This is a genomic window from Paenibacillus sp. DMB5 (assembly GCF_001517085.1).
Taxonomy (GTDB): Bacteria; Bacillota; Bacilli; order Paenibacillales; family Paenibacillaceae; genus Paenibacillus_AQ.
Genome location: NZ_LRAC01000093.1, coordinates 1 through 17298, shown reverse-complemented (window position 1 = coordinate 17298; position 17298 = coordinate 1). Strand labels below are relative to the sequence as shown.

Genomic DNA, 17298 nt, shown 5'->3' with positions numbered 1-17298 from the left:
ACATATTAATCTCTTAAAATAAAGTCAATCAAAGATTACACATTTAAGAATTCAGAGGAGGAATAAGGCAATGGCATGGTCATGGAATCGGGTATATATAGTGCCGTTAAGTATAGGATCGGTTTTGTTTGGGGAAAAGACAGTGAATAAAGTAATCTCTAAACAAATAGAAACGGATTGGACCATTCACGCAGACTATTTCGAGGCAGCGGTACAGAATGAACAATTAAAACGAGAACTTTCCAGCTTACGCTAAGTTTTATAAAATGATCATTATGAAAAAGGAACTGATCCCATCAGTTCCTCAGATTGTCGAGAAACCCAGGTCTTTAAATGACATGGGTTTCTTTTGTATTTCAATAACGACCTGCAAACGGGAAAATGAGGGGATTAACCCCGTTTTTCCCGGTGATCCAGGTGGATCGCCATCTTCTTCATGTTCTGCACAGCTGCCGTCATCAGCGCTTGTTCCCTGACATTTGGTAGTCCGCGCAACCGGCAATAGCGAAACCCATGGAGCTCTTTAGCATCCGCGAAGCTTCGCTCAATGGTTTCTTTTCGTTTGCGATACAACTGCTTGCCTGACTTGCTGAGCCGGTTGTTCCGGACCCAATCCTTGCTGTCCTCCCAGACATGCCGGGTTACCACTTTTCGGTGGTTTTTGGACTGCGTACACTGGTTTAAAAACGGACAACTTTTGCATTGTTCCGGATCGGACGCATACTGCTGGTAGCCTTTGCGGTCCGTTGTGCGGTACTTCAGTCCTTGGCCGGCCGGACAGATGTACATCTCTTGCTCAGCGTCAAAAGTAAACTTCCATTTGGGAAACAGCCCTTGCTTGGAATGAAATCTCCGGTGAGCAATAACGGCAAAGATCTTTCGGTCTTGCAGACCGCGGCAAATCGGCGTTGTTAAATAACCTGAATCTAGTGCAATGGCCTCCACTTCAAATCCAAAACGTTCCTGCTGGCGGTCCAGACGCGACAAATACGGCACGGAATCATGGACATTTCCGGGCGTGACATGGACATCCGTAATGAGATTGTATTTCAGATCTACCGTCCGGTGGTCCAGATAAAAAAAGCCTTCCGGTTTACCGTCGCGGATCATGTATCCGCTGTCGGGGTCGGTCTTGCTCACTTTAATTTCTTTTTCTTCTTTCACTTCCTCTCTAGGTTTTAAGGCTTTTTTCCATGGTTCTTCCGGTCTGCCTCTACGGCAGCGTTGAGCTCATCCACATAATCTTTGGTGTTTTGCAGTACCTGTTGTTTCGTGTACTGGTGTTTATTCGCATTCGCTTTAACGTGAGTAGAATCTGAGACAAGAACCCGTCCCCCCACCATCCTGTGCGAAATGGCCTGAAGCACAATCTCATCGAAAATATCTTGAAAAATGTTCGTATCTTTAAATCGGGTTCGCCGATTCCAACTAATCGTGGAGTGATCTGGAACCTTGTCGGTTAACCCCAGTCCAAGAAACCAACGGTAAGCTAAGTTTGTTTGGACCTCACGTTCTAACTGACGTTCGGAACGAATGCCGTAGAAGTACCCTAGGAAAATCATCTTGAACAGCACGACTGGATCAATTGCAGGGCGCCCGTTATCCGAGCAGTACAGGGGTCTAACCTTCTCATCAATAAACGAAAAATCTATATATTTATCCACCTTGCGAAGCAAGTGGTCTTGGGGAACCAAATCTTCAATGGAAACAAATTCGAAAGCTTGTTGTTTTTCTCGATTGGAACGCAGCATCTTTGACACACCATCCGTTCTATAAATAGTTACCTATATTATACAACATTAACGCGGTGTCGTGTGAAACCAAGATCACATAAAGAAGGCTGTCGAGACTTTCTCGACAGCCTGAGGAACTGATCCCATCAGTTCCTTTTTGCTTTAACAAGTACAGATGTTCGAAATGGCGTCGAGCGCTTCAACCGATTTTCCGTATTTGCACATGGCGTTACAGTCGTTTCGTAAATCCGAAAAACGAATGTATGAGATAGGGCCGCACTGCGTTTGTTGCAAAGAAGGACGAAGCAGTTGTGCACGCACTTCTTTTTCCCGTTTATCCGGGCAAATCAGATACAACCTGGACGTTGCATTTCCTACGGATAATGATAAGTCATGCAGCCTGAGAATGCCGGAGTAGATGGAGGTGCTCTTTTCAACTTCAAATCCCGATACAATCTCATTATGTTCATTGAGCCAAAGAACATCGATAAAAGCGATTGTATCCGCAATAGATTTAGGGAGATCCATGGCTGGAAATACAGAAAGAGAATACCGCCCTAGAGGCTCGTCCTGCCATTGTCTCTGATGATCGTTCTGGGCGATCCAGACGTTGTACCCAAAGGACCGTCCCAGTCTCGCCAAATACAGCTGCATTTCGGAATGTTCACTTTCTTCGTTAGTATCATTCAGCACCTCCAGATGCCGCTTATACCGCCCCTTTTCCCGTTTCTTTTCCTCCTCTTGAAGAAACGCCTCAGCATTCCCGCTAACAATCAAGCGCCCGGTGCCTATTTCAAACAATAAGCCGGAAATGGCGCCCAGGTCCTTGGATAAGGATGAGCGGTAAGCCGTGTTGATGTCCAGCAATGTCTCGCGCATCTCCAAGTAAGCCGGCCAGGAGCCGAGCTTTATCTTACGATCCAGCAGGGAGTTAAACCCATTCACGATGGCTGTGTTGAACGGGGGGAAAAGTGTAGGATGCAAAAAATACAAGATATTAGCTACCGCAGGACCAAGGCCTTTGATATGGTATTGATCCAGTTTCACAATCTCGGTCAACAATTGTTTTTCGTCAGAGGCTTGTAACACGGCCTTCAAAAATCGGCCAAAAGCCAGCTGGTTCTCTTCATTTTCATAAATGTCGGGAATACGCAGTTTAGGTTTCCAGTAAAACGCGTGTGCAGCACCTTCAAAAACTTGTTTTTGTTCACAAATCGCCGCAAGAACATCCTCCAGTGGAGAGCCCTTAAAGTCGTTTCCAAAAAATCGTGCCTCAATCGCTTTTATAACATCGTTCACACCGGTTTTAATGGTCCGAAAAGCCTTTAACCGATCGCTGTTGTTTAAAAACCAGGTGTGGTATACCGATTCCTGGTCAGTTTTATAATCTAAAATAAGCTGCTGTAACTCTCGGTTCATGTCGAAGTCGCCCCCATATTCAAATCATATCTAGGATTATAATGTCGATTTAACAGAGTTGCTGTGCGATTTGTTCGTTATAAAAACATGTTATGCCCATCAATTCTACATACTTTCCCCAAAGTCAGTTGGTATCCTTAGGCTACATCAACGAAAACAAATAACATTAATATTAAAGGAGGTGAAAAAGGTTGAAAGCATTACGCAGCACGATTGGCTTCCTTCTCCTTGTCATCATTGTAGCAAGTTTAGGTTATATCGGTTGGTATGCCAACGATAAAGGATTAATCTCGTGGAACAGTCTAAGTACCTCGACAACAAATTCGAATGTCCATAGTCAGCATTCGGCGTCCGTTGCGCCCGAAGGAACATCCACTAACCCAGTCACCACGCTGAGGGAAAGAGTATCTGCAGCCCAGCAATCGATGAAACAAATGGCTAACAATATGATGGCGTATCCGTCAGAAGCCGTATTAAATGGGTCTTCTGTTAACGACGGTGAAACAGGAGGAACTGCCTCACAACAAGCGGTGCCTGGATCAATTCAAGTTCAAAAGGGCATTTACTCCTTATCAGAAAGTGTGTATTTATTAGCACAGCTGGAGCAAACCCTGGATAACGGAATGGGGTTTACTGAATCGGCAAACCCGACGTATGAGACGTATCAGTTCCGTTATAACCTGCTGCTACAAAGCCAAAAGACGCTTAGCGAGGTGAATACAAAGCTCAATGAAGCTAAGAATGGTATTCTCCTAAACGGAACAGGAATGATGGGTAGCAATAATATGCAGGAAACGAGTAGAGCCATCTATGATATGGCCCAGACGGTGATGGGTATAACTAGTCTGAATCAGTGGGTCGAGCAACAGATTCAACAAACCGTTTCACAAGCCCAGAATGTGTTGGCCGCAAGTACCTCCAATCAAGACAGCAGTATCTTCAATGGACTTGGAACCCCAAGTCTCATGATCCTAATCGTGGGTATCTTTACAATTTTGTTGGTAGTCGCTCTCGTTGGCGTGATCGGCAGTATACTAACCCCCCGTCCGGAAACGGCCAGTGCCGAAAATCACCTTTAACTTAAGGAGGAACTAAAATGATGGATATGAATATGTCCGGAGGAACGCAAGGAACACTGAACTACACCGGAAATTATCAAGGGATGGAAATGGAAGGCGTTTCAAGTACGGGAAGCATCATTTCCGGCATTCTTGGAACGGTGACCCAACTGCTTTTAGTGGCTCTGGTTCTCAGTCTGGTGGTTGGTCTCGCCATTTGGTTAAAAAACAAGTACTTTAAGGAATCCTATAGTAAAGCGAAGACCGTAGTCGGTAATGATCCTATGCTTAAGACCATTTTCGTTCTTGCAACTACGCTTATTGGTGTCATAGTCGTGCTGTATCTGCTGGGCATCGTACTGAATGGCGGATTTAACGCTGGTGGAATGGGCATTGTAGGTTCTTGGAGTGTAGCCGGCATATTAACGTTTTTTGTAAAACTGCTGACTATTCTGTTTGTGATCGCTTTGATTGCCTTCCTGTATAACTATGTTAAGCAAAATGTAAGCCAGTCTACAATCAATGCAACGAATGGTGCGGTTCTCACAGCAGGTGTGGAACCAAAAACGAATCGGACAGATGTAACGCCGGATGGCGAAACGAAAAGAGACTAAATGAATCGCAGGTGATCGTTTATGAAGTTTGATTTTATCCTCCATTGGCTCTGGGCGCTCGTATTCTCGGTACTGGCCCTTAGTGGAATCGCTATGGCTGGAGCCAAGTATGGCTGGTTGATGCAATATGATATCGCGATGGCGGATATCGTACACCGGATAGCGGCTATCGTGTATGTACTGCTCACTTTCATTGTGATGATGTACGAGATCATCCGCATTCTTCGCCGGGATAAAACCAAAAAGCCTTGGCTTGTGTTCGGACCATCCGGGTATGGACTGTTCACCTTCATCACAACACTCATCTTCATCATTACCGGTGCGATTATTTGGCTCTTTATGGACAGCAATCATGCAGCTACCGCGTTTTCACTTTGGATTCATGAAAAACTGACTTATCTGGCTGTAGCAAGCGTGATCTGGCACATTTACATGAAAACCCATGCGCTAACATGGCCTAAAAAAAGGGCTGCAAAACCTAAATAATGATTGCTCAAGGGAGAGAGGGCCTTTACCATGTGGATGCAAAAAAAGTGGTTCAAGCTATTCATCTGGTTTGTAACCACCTCGTTCTTCTTCGCTCTTGCCGCCATACTCATTTCCATGTTCAGGTTTGGACCGACAGAACAAGAGGTGATGCAGTTTATGATGGGCATGATGAAGGCCATGGATTCCTCTCTGATGGGGCTGTCGATGCAAGTAAAAGAGGACACAAACATACACAGTCTAATGAACCAGAGCATCGCTTTTGCCTTTCCGTTATTGTCTATAAGTATAGCGGCTGGAGTGTACGTACGGTGCAGAAGAAAGGTGTAAAACCATGTTTAAAAAGCAGAAAATGCCGTTCTGGCAACTCACCGCCGTTTTTGCTGTCATTTCGGTGCTCGTGGTTGCCCTATCCTGGGGAAACCGCACGGAGAATGCAGCTCAAATGGACGCATCTATGGCCGATATGATGAAGAGCGAAAGTTTATCCAAGGCTACGATCCCTGATCTGTTTGCATACGAAGGGATGGCAGCAGGAGCGGGGAATGGGAACAGCCAGCATGAGGGCCACCATGATCAACAGGGAAAACTGTATACCATTCATATCGTCACCACTGCGTTGCTTCTTCTAACAATGCCAATGATTATTGCCGGAGCAGTATTTCTTGCGATCGTATGGCCGAAGCCGTTAAACGGGAGGAAAAGGAAATGAATGTTTTAGGTTCATTTGGCAATCTGTACATGGCCGTTTTACTGATCTTGCTTTCAGCCGGGCTCATTTTTACTGTCTATGAGATGGTAAAAAAAACAGTTGGCTATATCAGCGAGAGCCGGGGGCAAAAAGGAACTACAACTTCTAGCAAATTTGGAGGAATGACAATAATGAAAAGTAGTGGTTGGTTAAAATTGGCGGTATTTTCGTTTTTCGGACTTATCATTTCTGTAGTACTGCTCAATGTAACAAATCCGACTGCAGCATCTTCTACAAATGATCAACATAGTCTGCACGTAAACGGTACTGCAAACGCGACAGGTACGATGGGGAATATGAGCGGGACGGTGAATGGAACGGTCAACGGGACGGTCAACATGGACCAGATGAATGAAGTGATGCAGCGCATGAATCAGCTTCAGCAAGATATGATGATGATGCAGCAGCAATATATGAACGGTATGCAGTCACAATCCAACATGAATATGGGGTCGTCCGGCGGTATGAGCGGTTCTGGAGGTATGATGGATGATGATATGGATATGAACATGGGCGGCAGTAGCGGAAGCAGCAGCAGCAGCGGCGGCATGGGCATGATGTAATTTAAGCGGGAACGGAGCAGCGTTCGTCTTTATTGACCGAACGCTGCTTTTTTAAATCATCTATCTTTGAATAGGAGGAAGACAGATTGAGCAACAGAAGTTTGGTATGGTTGCTTTTCATTGCATTGATTCTTGGTGGAACGGCAGCCGGCCTTTATATGAATGGAACCTCTGCAGCTGGTCAGAGCTCAACCGGCATGGCTCCCCAAGCTACGGATGATATGTCATCCATGGATCATAGTGCGCATGGCACATCTACAAATGTAACGGAGGAGGAAACACCTGTACCAAGTTCCACTCCGACTGCTATCGTACCTGCACCGACATCGCCCGTTACTCCAGGGCCAGAAAACACGACTGCCCCTTCAAGTGAGCCTACGGCGCTGGAACCAAAAGAGGGCCAGCCGGTAAAAGGGTTTTCTCTCACAGCCATGAACCGTACTGTGACCATTGCTGGAGGGATAACGCTGCCTCTATGGACATTTAATGGCACCGTTCCAGGGCAGGAAATTAGAGTCACACAAGGGGATTTTGTGGTTGTTACCTTGAAGAATGAACTGGAGGAGCCGGTATCCATTCACTGGCACGGGTACCCGGTCACCTCAGAGGCGGATGGCGTTCCCGGGGTGACACAGGAGGCAGTGAACCCTGGAGAAACCTTCACATACCGCTTCTCGGCCGATATACCGGGAACCTACTGGTATCATTCTCATCAGGAAAGCTCCAAGCAAGTAGACAAAGGACTTTACGGCGCACTGATCGTGGAACCCAAATCAGAGCCTAAACCGGATCAAGATGTGACTCTCCTCTTAGACGAATGGATGGAAGAGCAGGAAACCTCCAGCCACAGCGCTCATGGCGCTTCATCTCAAGCGATGAGCGAAGAAGAGATGATGGCCACGATGTATAACATTTACACGGTTAATGGGAAATCGGGTTCTTTCATCGATCCCTTGACGACCAAGGTAGGGGATACGGTTCGCTTACGTTTGATAAATGCCGGGTATCGCTCGCACGCCATTCATATTCCCGGAGAATTTAAAGTTGTCAGCTCAGATGGTCAGGATATAGCTGAACCAGGAGTACTGAATAACCAAATGGTTACGGTGGCGCCAGGAGAACGGTACGATATAGAAATGACCATCAAGACTAACGAAGACTTTACGCTGGATGCACATGACAATAATTTGTATAACGATCAGTTGGTGATCCCGGTAAAAGTCGCCGGAAGTAATGGAGTAATCAGCAAGATCCAGCATGAAAATATACCGGTTTTCAATTTGCTTCAATATGGAAAACAGGTAAATACGGATCTGCGAACGGTCAGTTCTTTTGATGTGGAGTATACCGCCATTTTAAATTCTAAAATGAATGGGAATGAACAACAGTACACGATCAATGATCAGGTGTTCAAGGATCTTCCTGCGCTTCAGGTCAAGACGGGGGATTATGTTAAATTGACGCTTCAAAATGATGATACAGTAGACCATCCCATTCATATCCATGGCCATTTTGCTCAAGTGATCGAGCGAAATGGGGAACTGGTCAGTGGTACGATTATGAAAGATACCGTGCTGGTCAAACCAGGGGAAAAGGTTGTTTTGATCTTCAAAGCAGACAATCCTGGTAACTGGTTGATTCACTGTCATGAGCTTCATCATGCAGCGGGAGGAATGGTTCAGAAATTGATCTATACGGATTACAAGTCCACCTACACGCCGAGTTCCTCTGAAGGGAATAAACCTGAATAAAAGAGTGATTCATAAATATTCCCCCATAAAAAGTGAAGAGGGTGTAAGAACTTTAGTAAGTTCTTGCACCCTCTGCTTCATTCACCATCTAAAAAGAACCCCACTAACTTGGCATGATACGGATTTGTGATCTGAAAAGGGGGTGTATTCGTGCCGCTTTTATCAGGGGCGGTTTTTTCTGCAAATTCTAGTTCTGCACATTCTAGTACAGAAGAATCACTGGATGGGGGGTGTGCACCCTGGTTTACCGTCACTTCATTTGTTATATTGCAGCTGGAATGACTTCGAGTTACAGCATCAGGAACATCTTTGATAAGCTGTAGCAACCAACTGGTTAATAGCTGCTTGGTGAAGGGATGTTGAATCCATTCCAGGTGGTCTTTTCCAAGATACTCCGGTAGTGGAATCGTCACACTCGGCTTTGTCACAGCTATGGATCGTTCAATGGATTCGATGAATATAGCTGCGATTTTACTTTGAAAAAGGGACTTATCCAAATGCTCCAGGTCAACAAGAAAGTCAATAACTCTCTGGGAAGTGTGTTCGGGTAGATGAATCGTTAGCTTGCGCTCCACTGCCTGCGATCTGGAAATCTCCATGTCTTGTTCCCTAATTGGCGGTGTATTGCTCATTCTTAACTTTCAGGTACACTTTCAGTAATTTGAAATACGCTCTAGCGATCATCCAAATTGAATCTTTTGTACTGACAAACCGCAGCGGATAATCTTCCTCAAGCTCGTTGATTCTCTCGATGTACGGTCTTAAAAGCAAAGATCCACCGCCAATTTGATACGAAACTCGAATACTGGGGACCTTGTTCCACGTGCTCCGGATCAGTTTATACTCCTCACGAGCGATTTTCATCAGCACTTCATCGACAATGGACTGAATACCGGTACGTTTACCTCGAAACCAAACGTGATACCGTTCTTCTTCATTCTCAGTGGTTATGACTTCAATGAGCTGCTGACGATTTATGAAACGGTACCCCGTTTCTGTGTATACGCGATCCATGATTTCATCCAAATAAGGAGAGACTCCTTCTTTGATTCCGTCCGAATGGATATTGTCTACTGCTCCATCCTCTAAAATGATTGCCGCATCAGTCGATAGTCCGCCAATATCGTTAATTAATACGTTCATATGAGTGAGTTCTTCATTGCGAACCGAACCGTCATCATGAGTCGTTAAATCAATCAAAGCAACATGTCCTTCAATATTGACCAGTACTTCTTCAAAATGAATGCGTATTGTTCTACCACCAATGGTCGGCGTAATATGGAAACGGACCTCATGAGTACCCGATTTCAGTTTTTGTTTGAAAAGCTTGCGTTTACCACGTTTTGCTTCACTTAGTGGAAGTCCCGTGGATAAATAATAAGTCACTTCAGTAACGCCATTTTGATTTGGAGAAGCCATTGCAGCATCATAAGCTAACGCGGTTAACAACATTACAATGGGCTGGTCGGCTTCTGATTTATCACTAATCGTAGTCAATTCGTCGTTATGATCATATCCGCCGGCGAGATGACCTACCGCATAAACACCTTGTCCCCGTTTCAATGCGTCAGAAATGATCTCAACATGAAGCCCATCCAATGGGTGTTTCTCAAGCTCCACTATGTTTCGGGAAAGACCGATTTCGGCGATAACGTTGGGAATAAGGAGCTCGTTCTCTAATTTTTCGAAGTAAGCTTTTAATGAGTCATTGCCGATATCCACTGCTGCTTGCCGGATAACCATCGTTGTTTTCCTCCTTATGTACCTTTAGCGATTGGTTTTCAAATCGTTTTGATCATTAAAAAAATGACGCTTTACATACGCTTGAGTAATAGGATTGTCTTTTAGTCCCTCATTGGAGTGTTGCTGTGGTTGAAGGGGCTGGTCTTCAGTTAAAATAGGTGAAGTTGTGGAGAAAGCGGTTAATGTAAATAATCGGGCTATTCCCATGAATACCACAATAGCTGTCAATAGAATGAGCAAAAGGAGACACAGAAGAAGGAGTTCCGAAAAAAAGGCGTTCAAGTTCAAATGACCATCTCCTTTAGTACGATCCGTTTAACCATCAGCATACAACTCACTCCCTTTGGCACAAGTTTTTATCAGATTTAGGTAAATTATGCCATAAAAATATGTTGAAATGATGTAGATATGAAGAAGATTTCACTTCTTCAATTGCTTATCGTTTTTTCTGTAAAATAGAAAAGTTCACGATTCACGCATGCTTTCAACATACATTCCACATACTCAAACTTTAAAATAAAAATATAAATTAAAGGAACTTTCATAGGAGGATTTCAAATGGAATGGTCTACATTACTCGTGCTGGTATGTCCTGTCATGATGATTGTTATGATGTTTACAATGAAAGGGGGACACTCTCACGGCTCCCCAAATCATCGTGTTGCAGCTGAAAGCCTGCATGACCAGTTGGTCGATCTGAAAGCTGAAAATGAGCGAATTAGCAAAGAACTGCAGAGTTTTAAAAAATAGATGGACAGAATATGCCGTAAGCGAGTGTCGCTTACGGCATTCTAATGTTGAACCGTTCACACATCTACACATTTTCAACACATTAATTTTGTAATATTAAAAAAACAGATAAATTTGAGGTGAATGTTCAGTGTCGAAACTCCAGGTATTAATTGTAGATGATGAATGGAATATGAGAAATTTGCTGCGGATTTATTTAATGAAAGAAGGTTTTGCGATTAAAGAAGCATCCACGGGGCAAGAAGCCTTGGCGCTGGTCCAAGCCCATTCCTTTGATGTCATTATTCTAGATGTTATGTTGCCCGATATGGATGGTTGGCAAATCTGTAAGCGTATCAGAGAACTTGTGAAAACGCCGGTATTATTCCTGTCAGCGCGAACTGAGACTAAAGATAAGATAAAAGGTTTGGGTATCGGAGCGGATGATTACTTGACCAAGCCATTCGATTCAGAAGAATTACTGGCTCGAATTTTCTCGCTGATTCGTAGATCAGTGATGAACCAGGAGGTAATTCCTCAACCGTCGCGCATGCTTCATTATCCAGATCTTGTAATCATACCTGAAGCCCGTGAAGTCCGGATTTGTGATGAATATGTAGAATTTACTCAAAAGGAATTCGATTTATTGGTGTCTTTTGCGCAGAATATCCAAAAAGCATTTACAAGAGAAGAATTAGTGGAACGGCTATGGGGCTATGATTTTGAAGGTGAGTTCAGAGTCGTCGATACGCATATCAAAAACATCAGAGAAAAGATGCATTTGGCCGGCTTGAAATATAACCCGATCCAAACGGTATGGGGGGTTGGCTATAAGTTTTATGTTCCGGGAGATGCCAATGAAAAATAACCGTATCGGCTTAAAATTAGGATTTGTTATTATCACGGTGTTTCTAATCGTATTGGTGTTTCTGGGCTTTACTATAGACCGTTTATTCACAAGTTTTTATATCGATCGGATGCGTACGGAGAATGAGGAATTGGGTTCTCATTTTGCGGTCATGGCCCAATCGGATAGTACTTCTGGTGAAATGATGAAAACTTTTGCAGAATTCTCGAACGTCAGTATTTTTAACGTCAATGCCAATAGTGAGGTAATTCTACACTCAGGAACGCATGACTCTTCCGATCGAAAGATAATTCGAAGCTCGGATCTGGAAAGAATCTTTGCAGGAAAGAAAGTCAATTTCTTATATACCGAACCTTCCGGAATTCGTTACTTTGTTTCCGGACAACCAATCTATGTGAAAGACGTAGCGGCCTCCGCCCTTTATGTCATGTCTTCCACCGAGAAAATGGAACAGTCATTACTTGCGGTCCGTAATCTTTTGATCTTGTCAGGGATTGGCGCTTTTTTATTGGCTCTCGGTATTACATGGATAATAGCCCAGTATTTATCCCGGCCTTTACTTAAAATGCAACAGGCCACACGGAAGATCGCTGCAGGGGACTTGGAAACACGTCTTGATATTAACAGCAATGATGAAATGGGCAGCTTGGCGCATGCAATCAACGATCTTGCTGTGGATCTTCAGCGATATCGGGATACAAGGCAAGAGTTTTTCGCTAATATTTCTCATGAACTCCGGACACCGATCACCTATTTGGAAGGCTACTCTCAGGTTCTCCAACAGGAACTTTATGAAACGGTAGAGGAGAAAAACAAGTATCTGGGAATCATTCATGACGAAGCGTTACGTTTGCAGCACTTAGTTGAGGACCTTTTTGATTTATCGAAAATGGAAGAAGGGAAGATTAATCTTGAGCTAGACTGGGTGAATATGTCTGATTTAACGCAGCAGGCGGTGCGAAAAGTGGAGCTCAAGGCAAGAGAAAAAAGCCTTAGCCTGAAATACAAGGAAAACGGTATGATGAAAAAGATTCGCGGAGATAAAAAGCGGATGGAGCAAATAATCCTTAATCTTTTGGAGAATGCAGTCCGTTATACCGAAAAAGGCGAAATTAACGTCTCTCTCTCATATACCAGCAGTGCTTTTCTCCTGGTCGTGGAGGATTCAGGGATTGGCATTCCAAAAGACGAAATCCCATACATTTTTGAACGCTTTTATCGTGTAGAAAAGTCTAGATCACGCCAATATGGAGGAACGGGCTTAGGACTGTCCATAGTGAAAAAACTGGTTGAACTGCAGGGCGGGCAAATTACAGTAACAAGTGAAGTAGACAAAGGCACACGGTTTGAAATTCAGTTTTACCAGTAGCCATGACGTTAGGAGGCAGGCTAATGAAAAAAGTGGAATGGCTAATTGCTGTTCTTTTGATCGGAATGGGTATAAGTTGCATGACGATATCCGCGGTATCCTTTCAAAGTCCCATAATACAAGCAAGTGGGATCATAAAATTGGTAACATGTTTTGTTTTTATCGGGTTATTGAGTTTCGTTTCTTTAAGGATTTATAAAGCTCGAAAAAAACATTGAGACAAAGAATTTTTATTCGCAAAATTGCAAAACTCAATTTTTTCACAAAAACCACATCAAATCTTCATACTTTCAGGTTAATTGAAGATAGCTACACCTCATTCAAACACTGAAAGGAGAAGTTTATTTCATGACACAAGAACAGTTACAGGAGTGCATTGATGAATGTCTACGTTGTATGCAGGCTTGCAATTACTGCTACAAATCTTGTTTGGAGGAAGAATCCGTTGATATGATGAAGGATTGCATCCGTCTCGACCGAGAGTGTGCGGATATTTGTGCCTTTACTGCTCAGGCCTTGACTCAACACAGCACCTATTCCACGGAGCTGTGCAGACTGTGTGCTGATGCTTGTGAACGTTGTGGTAATGAATGCAGTAAACACCATCATTCGGCTCATTGCCAGAAATGTGCTGAGGCCTGTTTCCGATGTGCGGAGGTTTGCCGTAAGATGATCGCTTAACTTAACATTTGACTTTAAATGAATCAGATGAGCAAGGTTGTTATGTTTCCCTTGCTCATCTGATGTCAAAAGGACAGGAAAGGGTATAAGGAGAGTATGGATGGGTAGGGAGACTCAAACGATTAAGAGACGATATGACCGAATAGCTCCGTTTTTTCATCGTGTGGATGGAAAAATGATGAGGAGTTGGCGCAAAGAACTGTTAAGCGGGCTAAGTGGAAATGTACTTGAGGTAGGCATAGGAACAGGTGCTAATCTTTCCTATTATCCACCCGCTGTTCGCTTAACCGGGATTGATTTTAGCCCAAAGATGCTACAATATGCCGAACAACGTGCAAAGGAACTGAAGATCGACGTTACTTTAATGGAGATGGATGCTCAAAATTTAACTTTTGAAGATCAGACATTCGACTACATAGTAGCGACTTGTGTGTTTTGTTCTGTCCCCGATCCGGTTCAGGGCATGAGAGAAATGAAGCGAGTGTGTAATAAAGAAGGGGAAATCAGGCTGTTAGAACACATGAGGAGTGAGCATCCAATGGTTGGGAAGCTAATGGATCTGCTTAATCCCCTTACAGTTCGTATCAGCGGGGCCAACATTAACCGGTATACGTTAAAGAATGTGGAATCTGCCGGCTTGATCATACAAAAAAGCGAGCCTTTATGTACAACCATTGTAAGACGATTGCTCTTGAGACCGTAATCAGCCGACTTCCCACGTCAATGGTATGAAATCTGTTTCGTTGGAGACGATAATGCATACGCGTTAGTCTGCATAAATTTCACAATTCACCTATGAAGGAGTGTTATTAATATGAAAAAAGGTTTGTTCATTTTAGCTACAGCGCTGGTGGTCGTCATCAGTGGCTGTGGAAATACCGCAAATAACGGAAATGAAGCGTCCAATACACCCAATAACGCTGCATCCAGCATGAATCATTCAGAGATGGAACATGAGAATATGACAAGTGAAGTGCCTGAAGGATTAAAAGAAGCCGCTAATCCGGAGTATAAGGTCGGCGATCAAGTCATTATTACCGAGGGACACATGGCCGGGATGAAGGGAGCTACCGCAACCATTGTAGGGGCTTATGACACTAATGTCTACGCGGTATCGTATACACCCACTACCGGAGGAGATCCGGTTACCAATCATAAATGGGTTATTCAGCAAGATTTAAAAGATGCAGGAGACCAGCTTTATGCGCCTGGCACAGAAGTGGTGCTTAACGTTGATCATATGCCTGGTATGAAGGGGGCTACCGCAACTGTAGATACAGGTGAGCAAACAACCGTATACATGGTTGACTATACCCCGACAACAGGCGGAGAGCCAGTGAGAAATCACAAATGGGTAACCGGTGATGAGTTAAAGGCGAAGTAAACGAAGATGATAAAAGCAGCCTCCAGGGGCTGCTTTCTTTTTTAATAAATAGAGGAATCTTGCAAAAATTGACGTAAATTACCGATGGAATCAATGGATGAATGATATAATAGTATTAGATTTTCCGCAAAAGACATGAGGAATACAGGGGAACATCATTACAAGGGGGATCAAAGTATGATTAGGGAGATTGCCGTTAGAAATGTGGCTACCTATAGTAGTGAGGGTGTACTTTACAGTGACCTGAAAAAAATTAACTATTTTTACGGCTCGAATGGCAGCGGGAAAACAACCTTATCTAATGTTCTTAAACAAATTGAACTTTATGCTGATAGTAGGATATCCTGGGTTTCCCAGCCATTGAAAACAGTGGTGTATAACCAAAAGTTTGTCGAGGAAAATTTCCACCAAGAATCAGATATCAAAGGTATCTTTACTTTGGGAAGAGAATCAACAGAGATTAAACAAACCATCCGGGACAAAAAAGACTTAGTTGATAAAGTAGTTGAGGAAATTCGTCGGTTAAGTTCTAATCTAGAGGTCAAACAAAAAGAGTCTAAACAAAACGAAGATGAGTTTACCGACGATTGTTGGAAATTAAAGCGGAAATATGACGATATCTTTTCAGTGGCCTTTTCGGGTTTAAGAAACAATAGAATAAACTTTATGAAAAGATGTAAGCAAGCACCGACAGGCGGACTAATATGTGCTCTAGCAGACCTCCAAGCGCGTGTACAGAAATTGTTTAATGGTTCAAATAAGAAGCTACCCCTTCTTGGAAAGATTAAAATAGAGCATCTGTCTGCGGTATGCAATCACCGGATTTTTCAGACCCCTATTATCGGTAAACAGGAAGTCGATATTGCTGTTCTTATATCCAAGCTAGCGATTAGTGACTGGGTTAAACAAGGACATACACATGTTTCTGAAGCAGAAGGAGTGTGCCCCTTTTGCCAACAACAACTTCCTGAGGGATTTACCGAAAAACTCAATGATTACTTTAATATTACGAAAAAGAGATGATTGAACTACAAGATCAAGTTGAACACTATAAACGGTGTTATCATTATCTTGAAAATCAAGTGCAAGAGTTATTATTGACCGACAAGAAAAATACATATTTGAATCTCGATCTCATTTCGCAACAATATGAACTGATCCTTTCGAAAAATGCACATAATTTGGACTTGTTCAAGCATAAGCAAACTCATCCCAGTCATCCAGTCGAATTGTTAACTATTGCTGCTTTCGTCGATGTGATCAATGAAGAAATCGTACGAGCGAATGAACAAATTCAGCAGCATAATACTTTTATAGAGAACCGAGTGGATGAAGGGAATAAATTGATAACCCAGATTTGGGATTTTATCTGGAGCGAGAATCAGCAAATCATGAGAAATATGTTCGTATAGATTATAGAACAGGACGAGCAATCGACAACCTTATTGTAACATTAGCCCAAAAGAAGAATGAAAGAGTCGCATTGGAATCCGAAATTCACAGGCTGGAGGCTCAGATTACGAGTGTAATCCCCTCTGTAAACGAAATGAATCGGTTACTGAGGGCCTATCATTTTACTAATTTCAAATTCGCTCATACACAAAGTCAAGGGAATTATCGGTTAATCCGCTCAAATGGTGAGGACGTTAATCAAACGTTAAGTGAAGGCGAGAAAACGTTTGTTACCTTTCTTTATTTTATGCACTTATTAAACGGTAGCAATAACAGTGATTTAATTACTGAGAATAAAGTTGTTGTGATTGATGACCCCATTTCAAGCTTGGACAGTAACGTATTGTTTATCGTAAGCAATTTGATTTCCAAACTTATAGAAGATATACGCAACGAAGAAAGCAATATCATTCAATTGTTTCTTCTAACGCATAATGTCTATTTTCACAAGGAAATTACGTTTTCAAAAAACCGGCCCAAAAATGGCGCTAGGATGGCGGATGAGACATTTTGAGTCTGTAAAATATATTGTGTAAACTCTCAAACCCATTAAAATGAAAGTAAGAGAAAGGTTGGGGAGAACACATGGGACTTTGGTCAAAACAGCAACTTCGGGAGTTCATTAAGGAGAACAATCTTGTCACTGCACAAGATGCACAAAATGCCTTGAAAGACCTGTTTGCAGAGACGATTCAGG

21 protein-coding genes are annotated in these 17298 nt (G+C 43.1%); 16 read left to right on the top strand and 5 right to left on the bottom strand.

Going from position 1 to position 17298, the window contains the following annotated elements:
* Nucleotides 1-70 precede the first annotated feature (70 nt).
* Nucleotides 71-256 (top strand): hypothetical protein, encoded by a 186-nt coding sequence (locus AWJ19_RS09770; RefSeq protein ID WP_054940736.1) that lies wholly within the window; start codon nt 71-73, stop codon nt 254-256.
* 134 nt (nt 257-390) lie between these two features.
* Here the strand turns inward: AWJ19_RS09770 and AWJ19_RS33985 are convergent.
* Nucleotides 391-1751 (bottom strand): IS1182 family transposase gene (locus AWJ19_RS33985; protein WP_128083555.1). Its coding sequence is split into 2 segments (ribosomal slippage): nt 391-1181 and nt 1181-1751, totalling 1362 coding nucleotides; the frame shifts between segments, so codons are not numbered across the junction.
* A gap of 144 nt (nt 1752-1895) precedes the next feature.
* A complete protein-coding gene (locus AWJ19_RS09755; protein WP_068723316.1) occupies nt 1896-3152 on the bottom strand; it encodes a hypothetical protein in 1257 nt (418 codons plus the stop codon).
* A gap of 191 nt (nt 3153-3343) precedes the next feature.
* Between AWJ19_RS09755 and AWJ19_RS09750 the strand changes: the two genes are divergently transcribed.
* From AWJ19_RS09750 to AWJ19_RS09720, 7 genes are all read left to right on the top strand, one after another.
* The gene (locus tag AWJ19_RS09750) at nt 3344-4231 is read left to right on the top strand and encodes a hypothetical protein (protein WP_068723314.1); all 888 of its coding nucleotides are present in this window, start codon (nt 3344-3346) and stop codon (nt 4229-4231) included.
* A 17-nt stretch (nt 4232-4248) separates the two neighbouring features.
* A complete protein-coding gene (locus AWJ19_RS09745; protein WP_068723313.1) occupies nt 4249-4824 on the top strand; it encodes a hypothetical protein in 576 nt (191 codons plus the stop codon).
* A gap of 21 nt (nt 4825-4845) precedes the next feature.
* Nucleotides 4846-5310 carry a cytochrome b/b6 domain-containing protein gene (locus AWJ19_RS09740; RefSeq protein ID WP_068723311.1) on the top strand — a complete coding sequence of 155 codons (465 nt, stop codon included), beginning with the start codon at nt 4846-4848 and terminating at the stop codon, nt 5308-5310.
* Nucleotides 5311-5340: 30 nt separating this feature from the next.
* The gene (locus tag AWJ19_RS09735; RefSeq protein WP_068723309.1) at nt 5341-5640 is read left to right on the top strand and encodes a hypothetical protein; all 300 of its coding nucleotides are present in this window, start codon (nt 5341-5343) and stop codon (nt 5638-5640) included.
* A gap of 4 nt (nt 5641-5644) precedes the next feature.
* Nucleotides 5645-6022 carry a hypothetical protein gene (locus AWJ19_RS09730; RefSeq protein ID WP_068723307.1) on the top strand — a complete coding sequence of 126 codons (378 nt, stop codon included), beginning with the start codon at nt 5645-5647 and terminating at the stop codon, nt 6020-6022.
* The gene (locus tag AWJ19_RS09725; RefSeq protein WP_068723305.1) at nt 6019-6624 is read left to right on the top strand and encodes a hypothetical protein; all 606 of its coding nucleotides are present in this window, start codon (nt 6019-6021) and stop codon (nt 6622-6624) included. The genes AWJ19_RS09730 and AWJ19_RS09725 overlap by 4 nt, the downstream gene beginning before the upstream one ends.
* 86 nt (nt 6625-6710) lie before the next feature.
* Nucleotides 6711-8375, top strand: coding sequence for a multicopper oxidase domain-containing protein (locus AWJ19_RS09720; RefSeq protein WP_068723303.1), 1665 nt, complete (start codon nt 6711-6713; stop codon nt 8373-8375).
* Nucleotides 8376-8452: 77 nt separating this feature from the next.
* Here AWJ19_RS09720 and AWJ19_RS09715 read toward each other — a convergent pair whose 3' ends face one another.
* The 3 genes from AWJ19_RS09715 to AWJ19_RS09705 are packed head-to-tail and all read right to left on the bottom strand — an operon-like array spanning nt 8453 to nt 10406.
* A complete protein-coding gene (locus AWJ19_RS09715) occupies nt 8453-8974 on the bottom strand; it encodes a hypothetical protein (RefSeq protein ID WP_068723302.1) in 522 nt (173 codons plus the stop codon).
* A gap of 10 nt (nt 8975-8984) precedes the next feature.
* On the bottom strand, nt 8985-10118 hold the full coding sequence (locus tag AWJ19_RS09710) for a ParM/StbA family protein (RefSeq protein WP_068723300.1): 1134 nt from the start codon (nt 10116-10118) through the stop codon (nt 8985-8987).
* Nucleotides 10119-10142: 24 nt separating this feature from the next.
* Complete coding sequence (locus tag AWJ19_RS09705; protein ID WP_068723299.1) at nt 10143-10406, bottom strand: hypothetical protein; 264 nt, start codon at nt 10404-10406, stop codon at nt 10143-10145.
* Between the two features lie 270 nt (nt 10407-10676).
* Between AWJ19_RS09705 and AWJ19_RS09700 the strand changes: the two genes are divergently transcribed.
* The 8 genes from AWJ19_RS09700 (at nt 10677) to AWJ19_RS09655 (ending at nt 17115) form a co-directional block, all read left to right on the top strand.
* Nucleotides 10677-10868 carry a DUF2933 domain-containing protein gene (locus AWJ19_RS09700; RefSeq protein ID WP_068723298.1) on the top strand — a complete coding sequence of 64 codons (192 nt, stop codon included), beginning with the start codon at nt 10677-10679 and terminating at the stop codon, nt 10866-10868.
* Nucleotides 10869-10998: 130 nt separating this feature from the next.
* Nucleotides 10999-11715, top strand: a complete 717-nt coding sequence (locus tag AWJ19_RS09695) for a response regulator transcription factor (RefSeq protein ID WP_068723296.1) — start codon at nt 10999-11001, stop codon at nt 11713-11715.
* Nucleotides 11705-13084, top strand: a complete 1380-nt coding sequence (locus AWJ19_RS09690) for a HAMP domain-containing sensor histidine kinase (RefSeq protein ID WP_068723295.1) — start codon at nt 11705-11707, stop codon at nt 13082-13084. Before AWJ19_RS09695 ends, AWJ19_RS09690 begins: the two co-directional genes overlap by 11 nt.
* A 348-nt stretch (nt 13085-13432) precedes the next feature.
* Complete coding sequence (locus AWJ19_RS33980) at nt 13433-13765, top strand: four-helix bundle copper-binding protein (RefSeq protein ID WP_082707807.1); 333 nt, start codon at nt 13433-13435, stop codon at nt 13763-13765.
* A 100-nt stretch (nt 13766-13865) separates the two neighbouring features.
* Nucleotides 13866-14468 (top strand): class I SAM-dependent methyltransferase, encoded by a 603-nt coding sequence (locus AWJ19_RS09675; RefSeq protein WP_068723289.1) that lies wholly within the window; start codon nt 13866-13868, stop codon nt 14466-14468.
* A 111-nt stretch (nt 14469-14579) separates the two neighbouring features.
* Nucleotides 14580-15149, top strand: coding sequence for a YdhK family protein (locus AWJ19_RS09670; RefSeq protein ID WP_068723287.1), 570 nt, complete (start codon nt 14580-14582; stop codon nt 15147-15149).
* A gap of 177 nt (nt 15150-15326) precedes the next feature.
* On the top strand, nt 15327-16172 hold the full coding sequence (locus AWJ19_RS09665) for an AAA family ATPase (protein WP_068723286.1): 846 nt from the start codon (nt 15327-15329) through the stop codon (nt 16170-16172).
* 334 nt (nt 16173-16506) lie between these two features.
* On the top strand, nt 16507-17115 hold the full coding sequence (locus AWJ19_RS09655) for an AAA family ATPase (RefSeq protein WP_157889981.1): 609 nt from the start codon (nt 16507-16509) through the stop codon (nt 17113-17115).
* Nucleotides 17116-17298 lie beyond the last annotated feature (183 nt).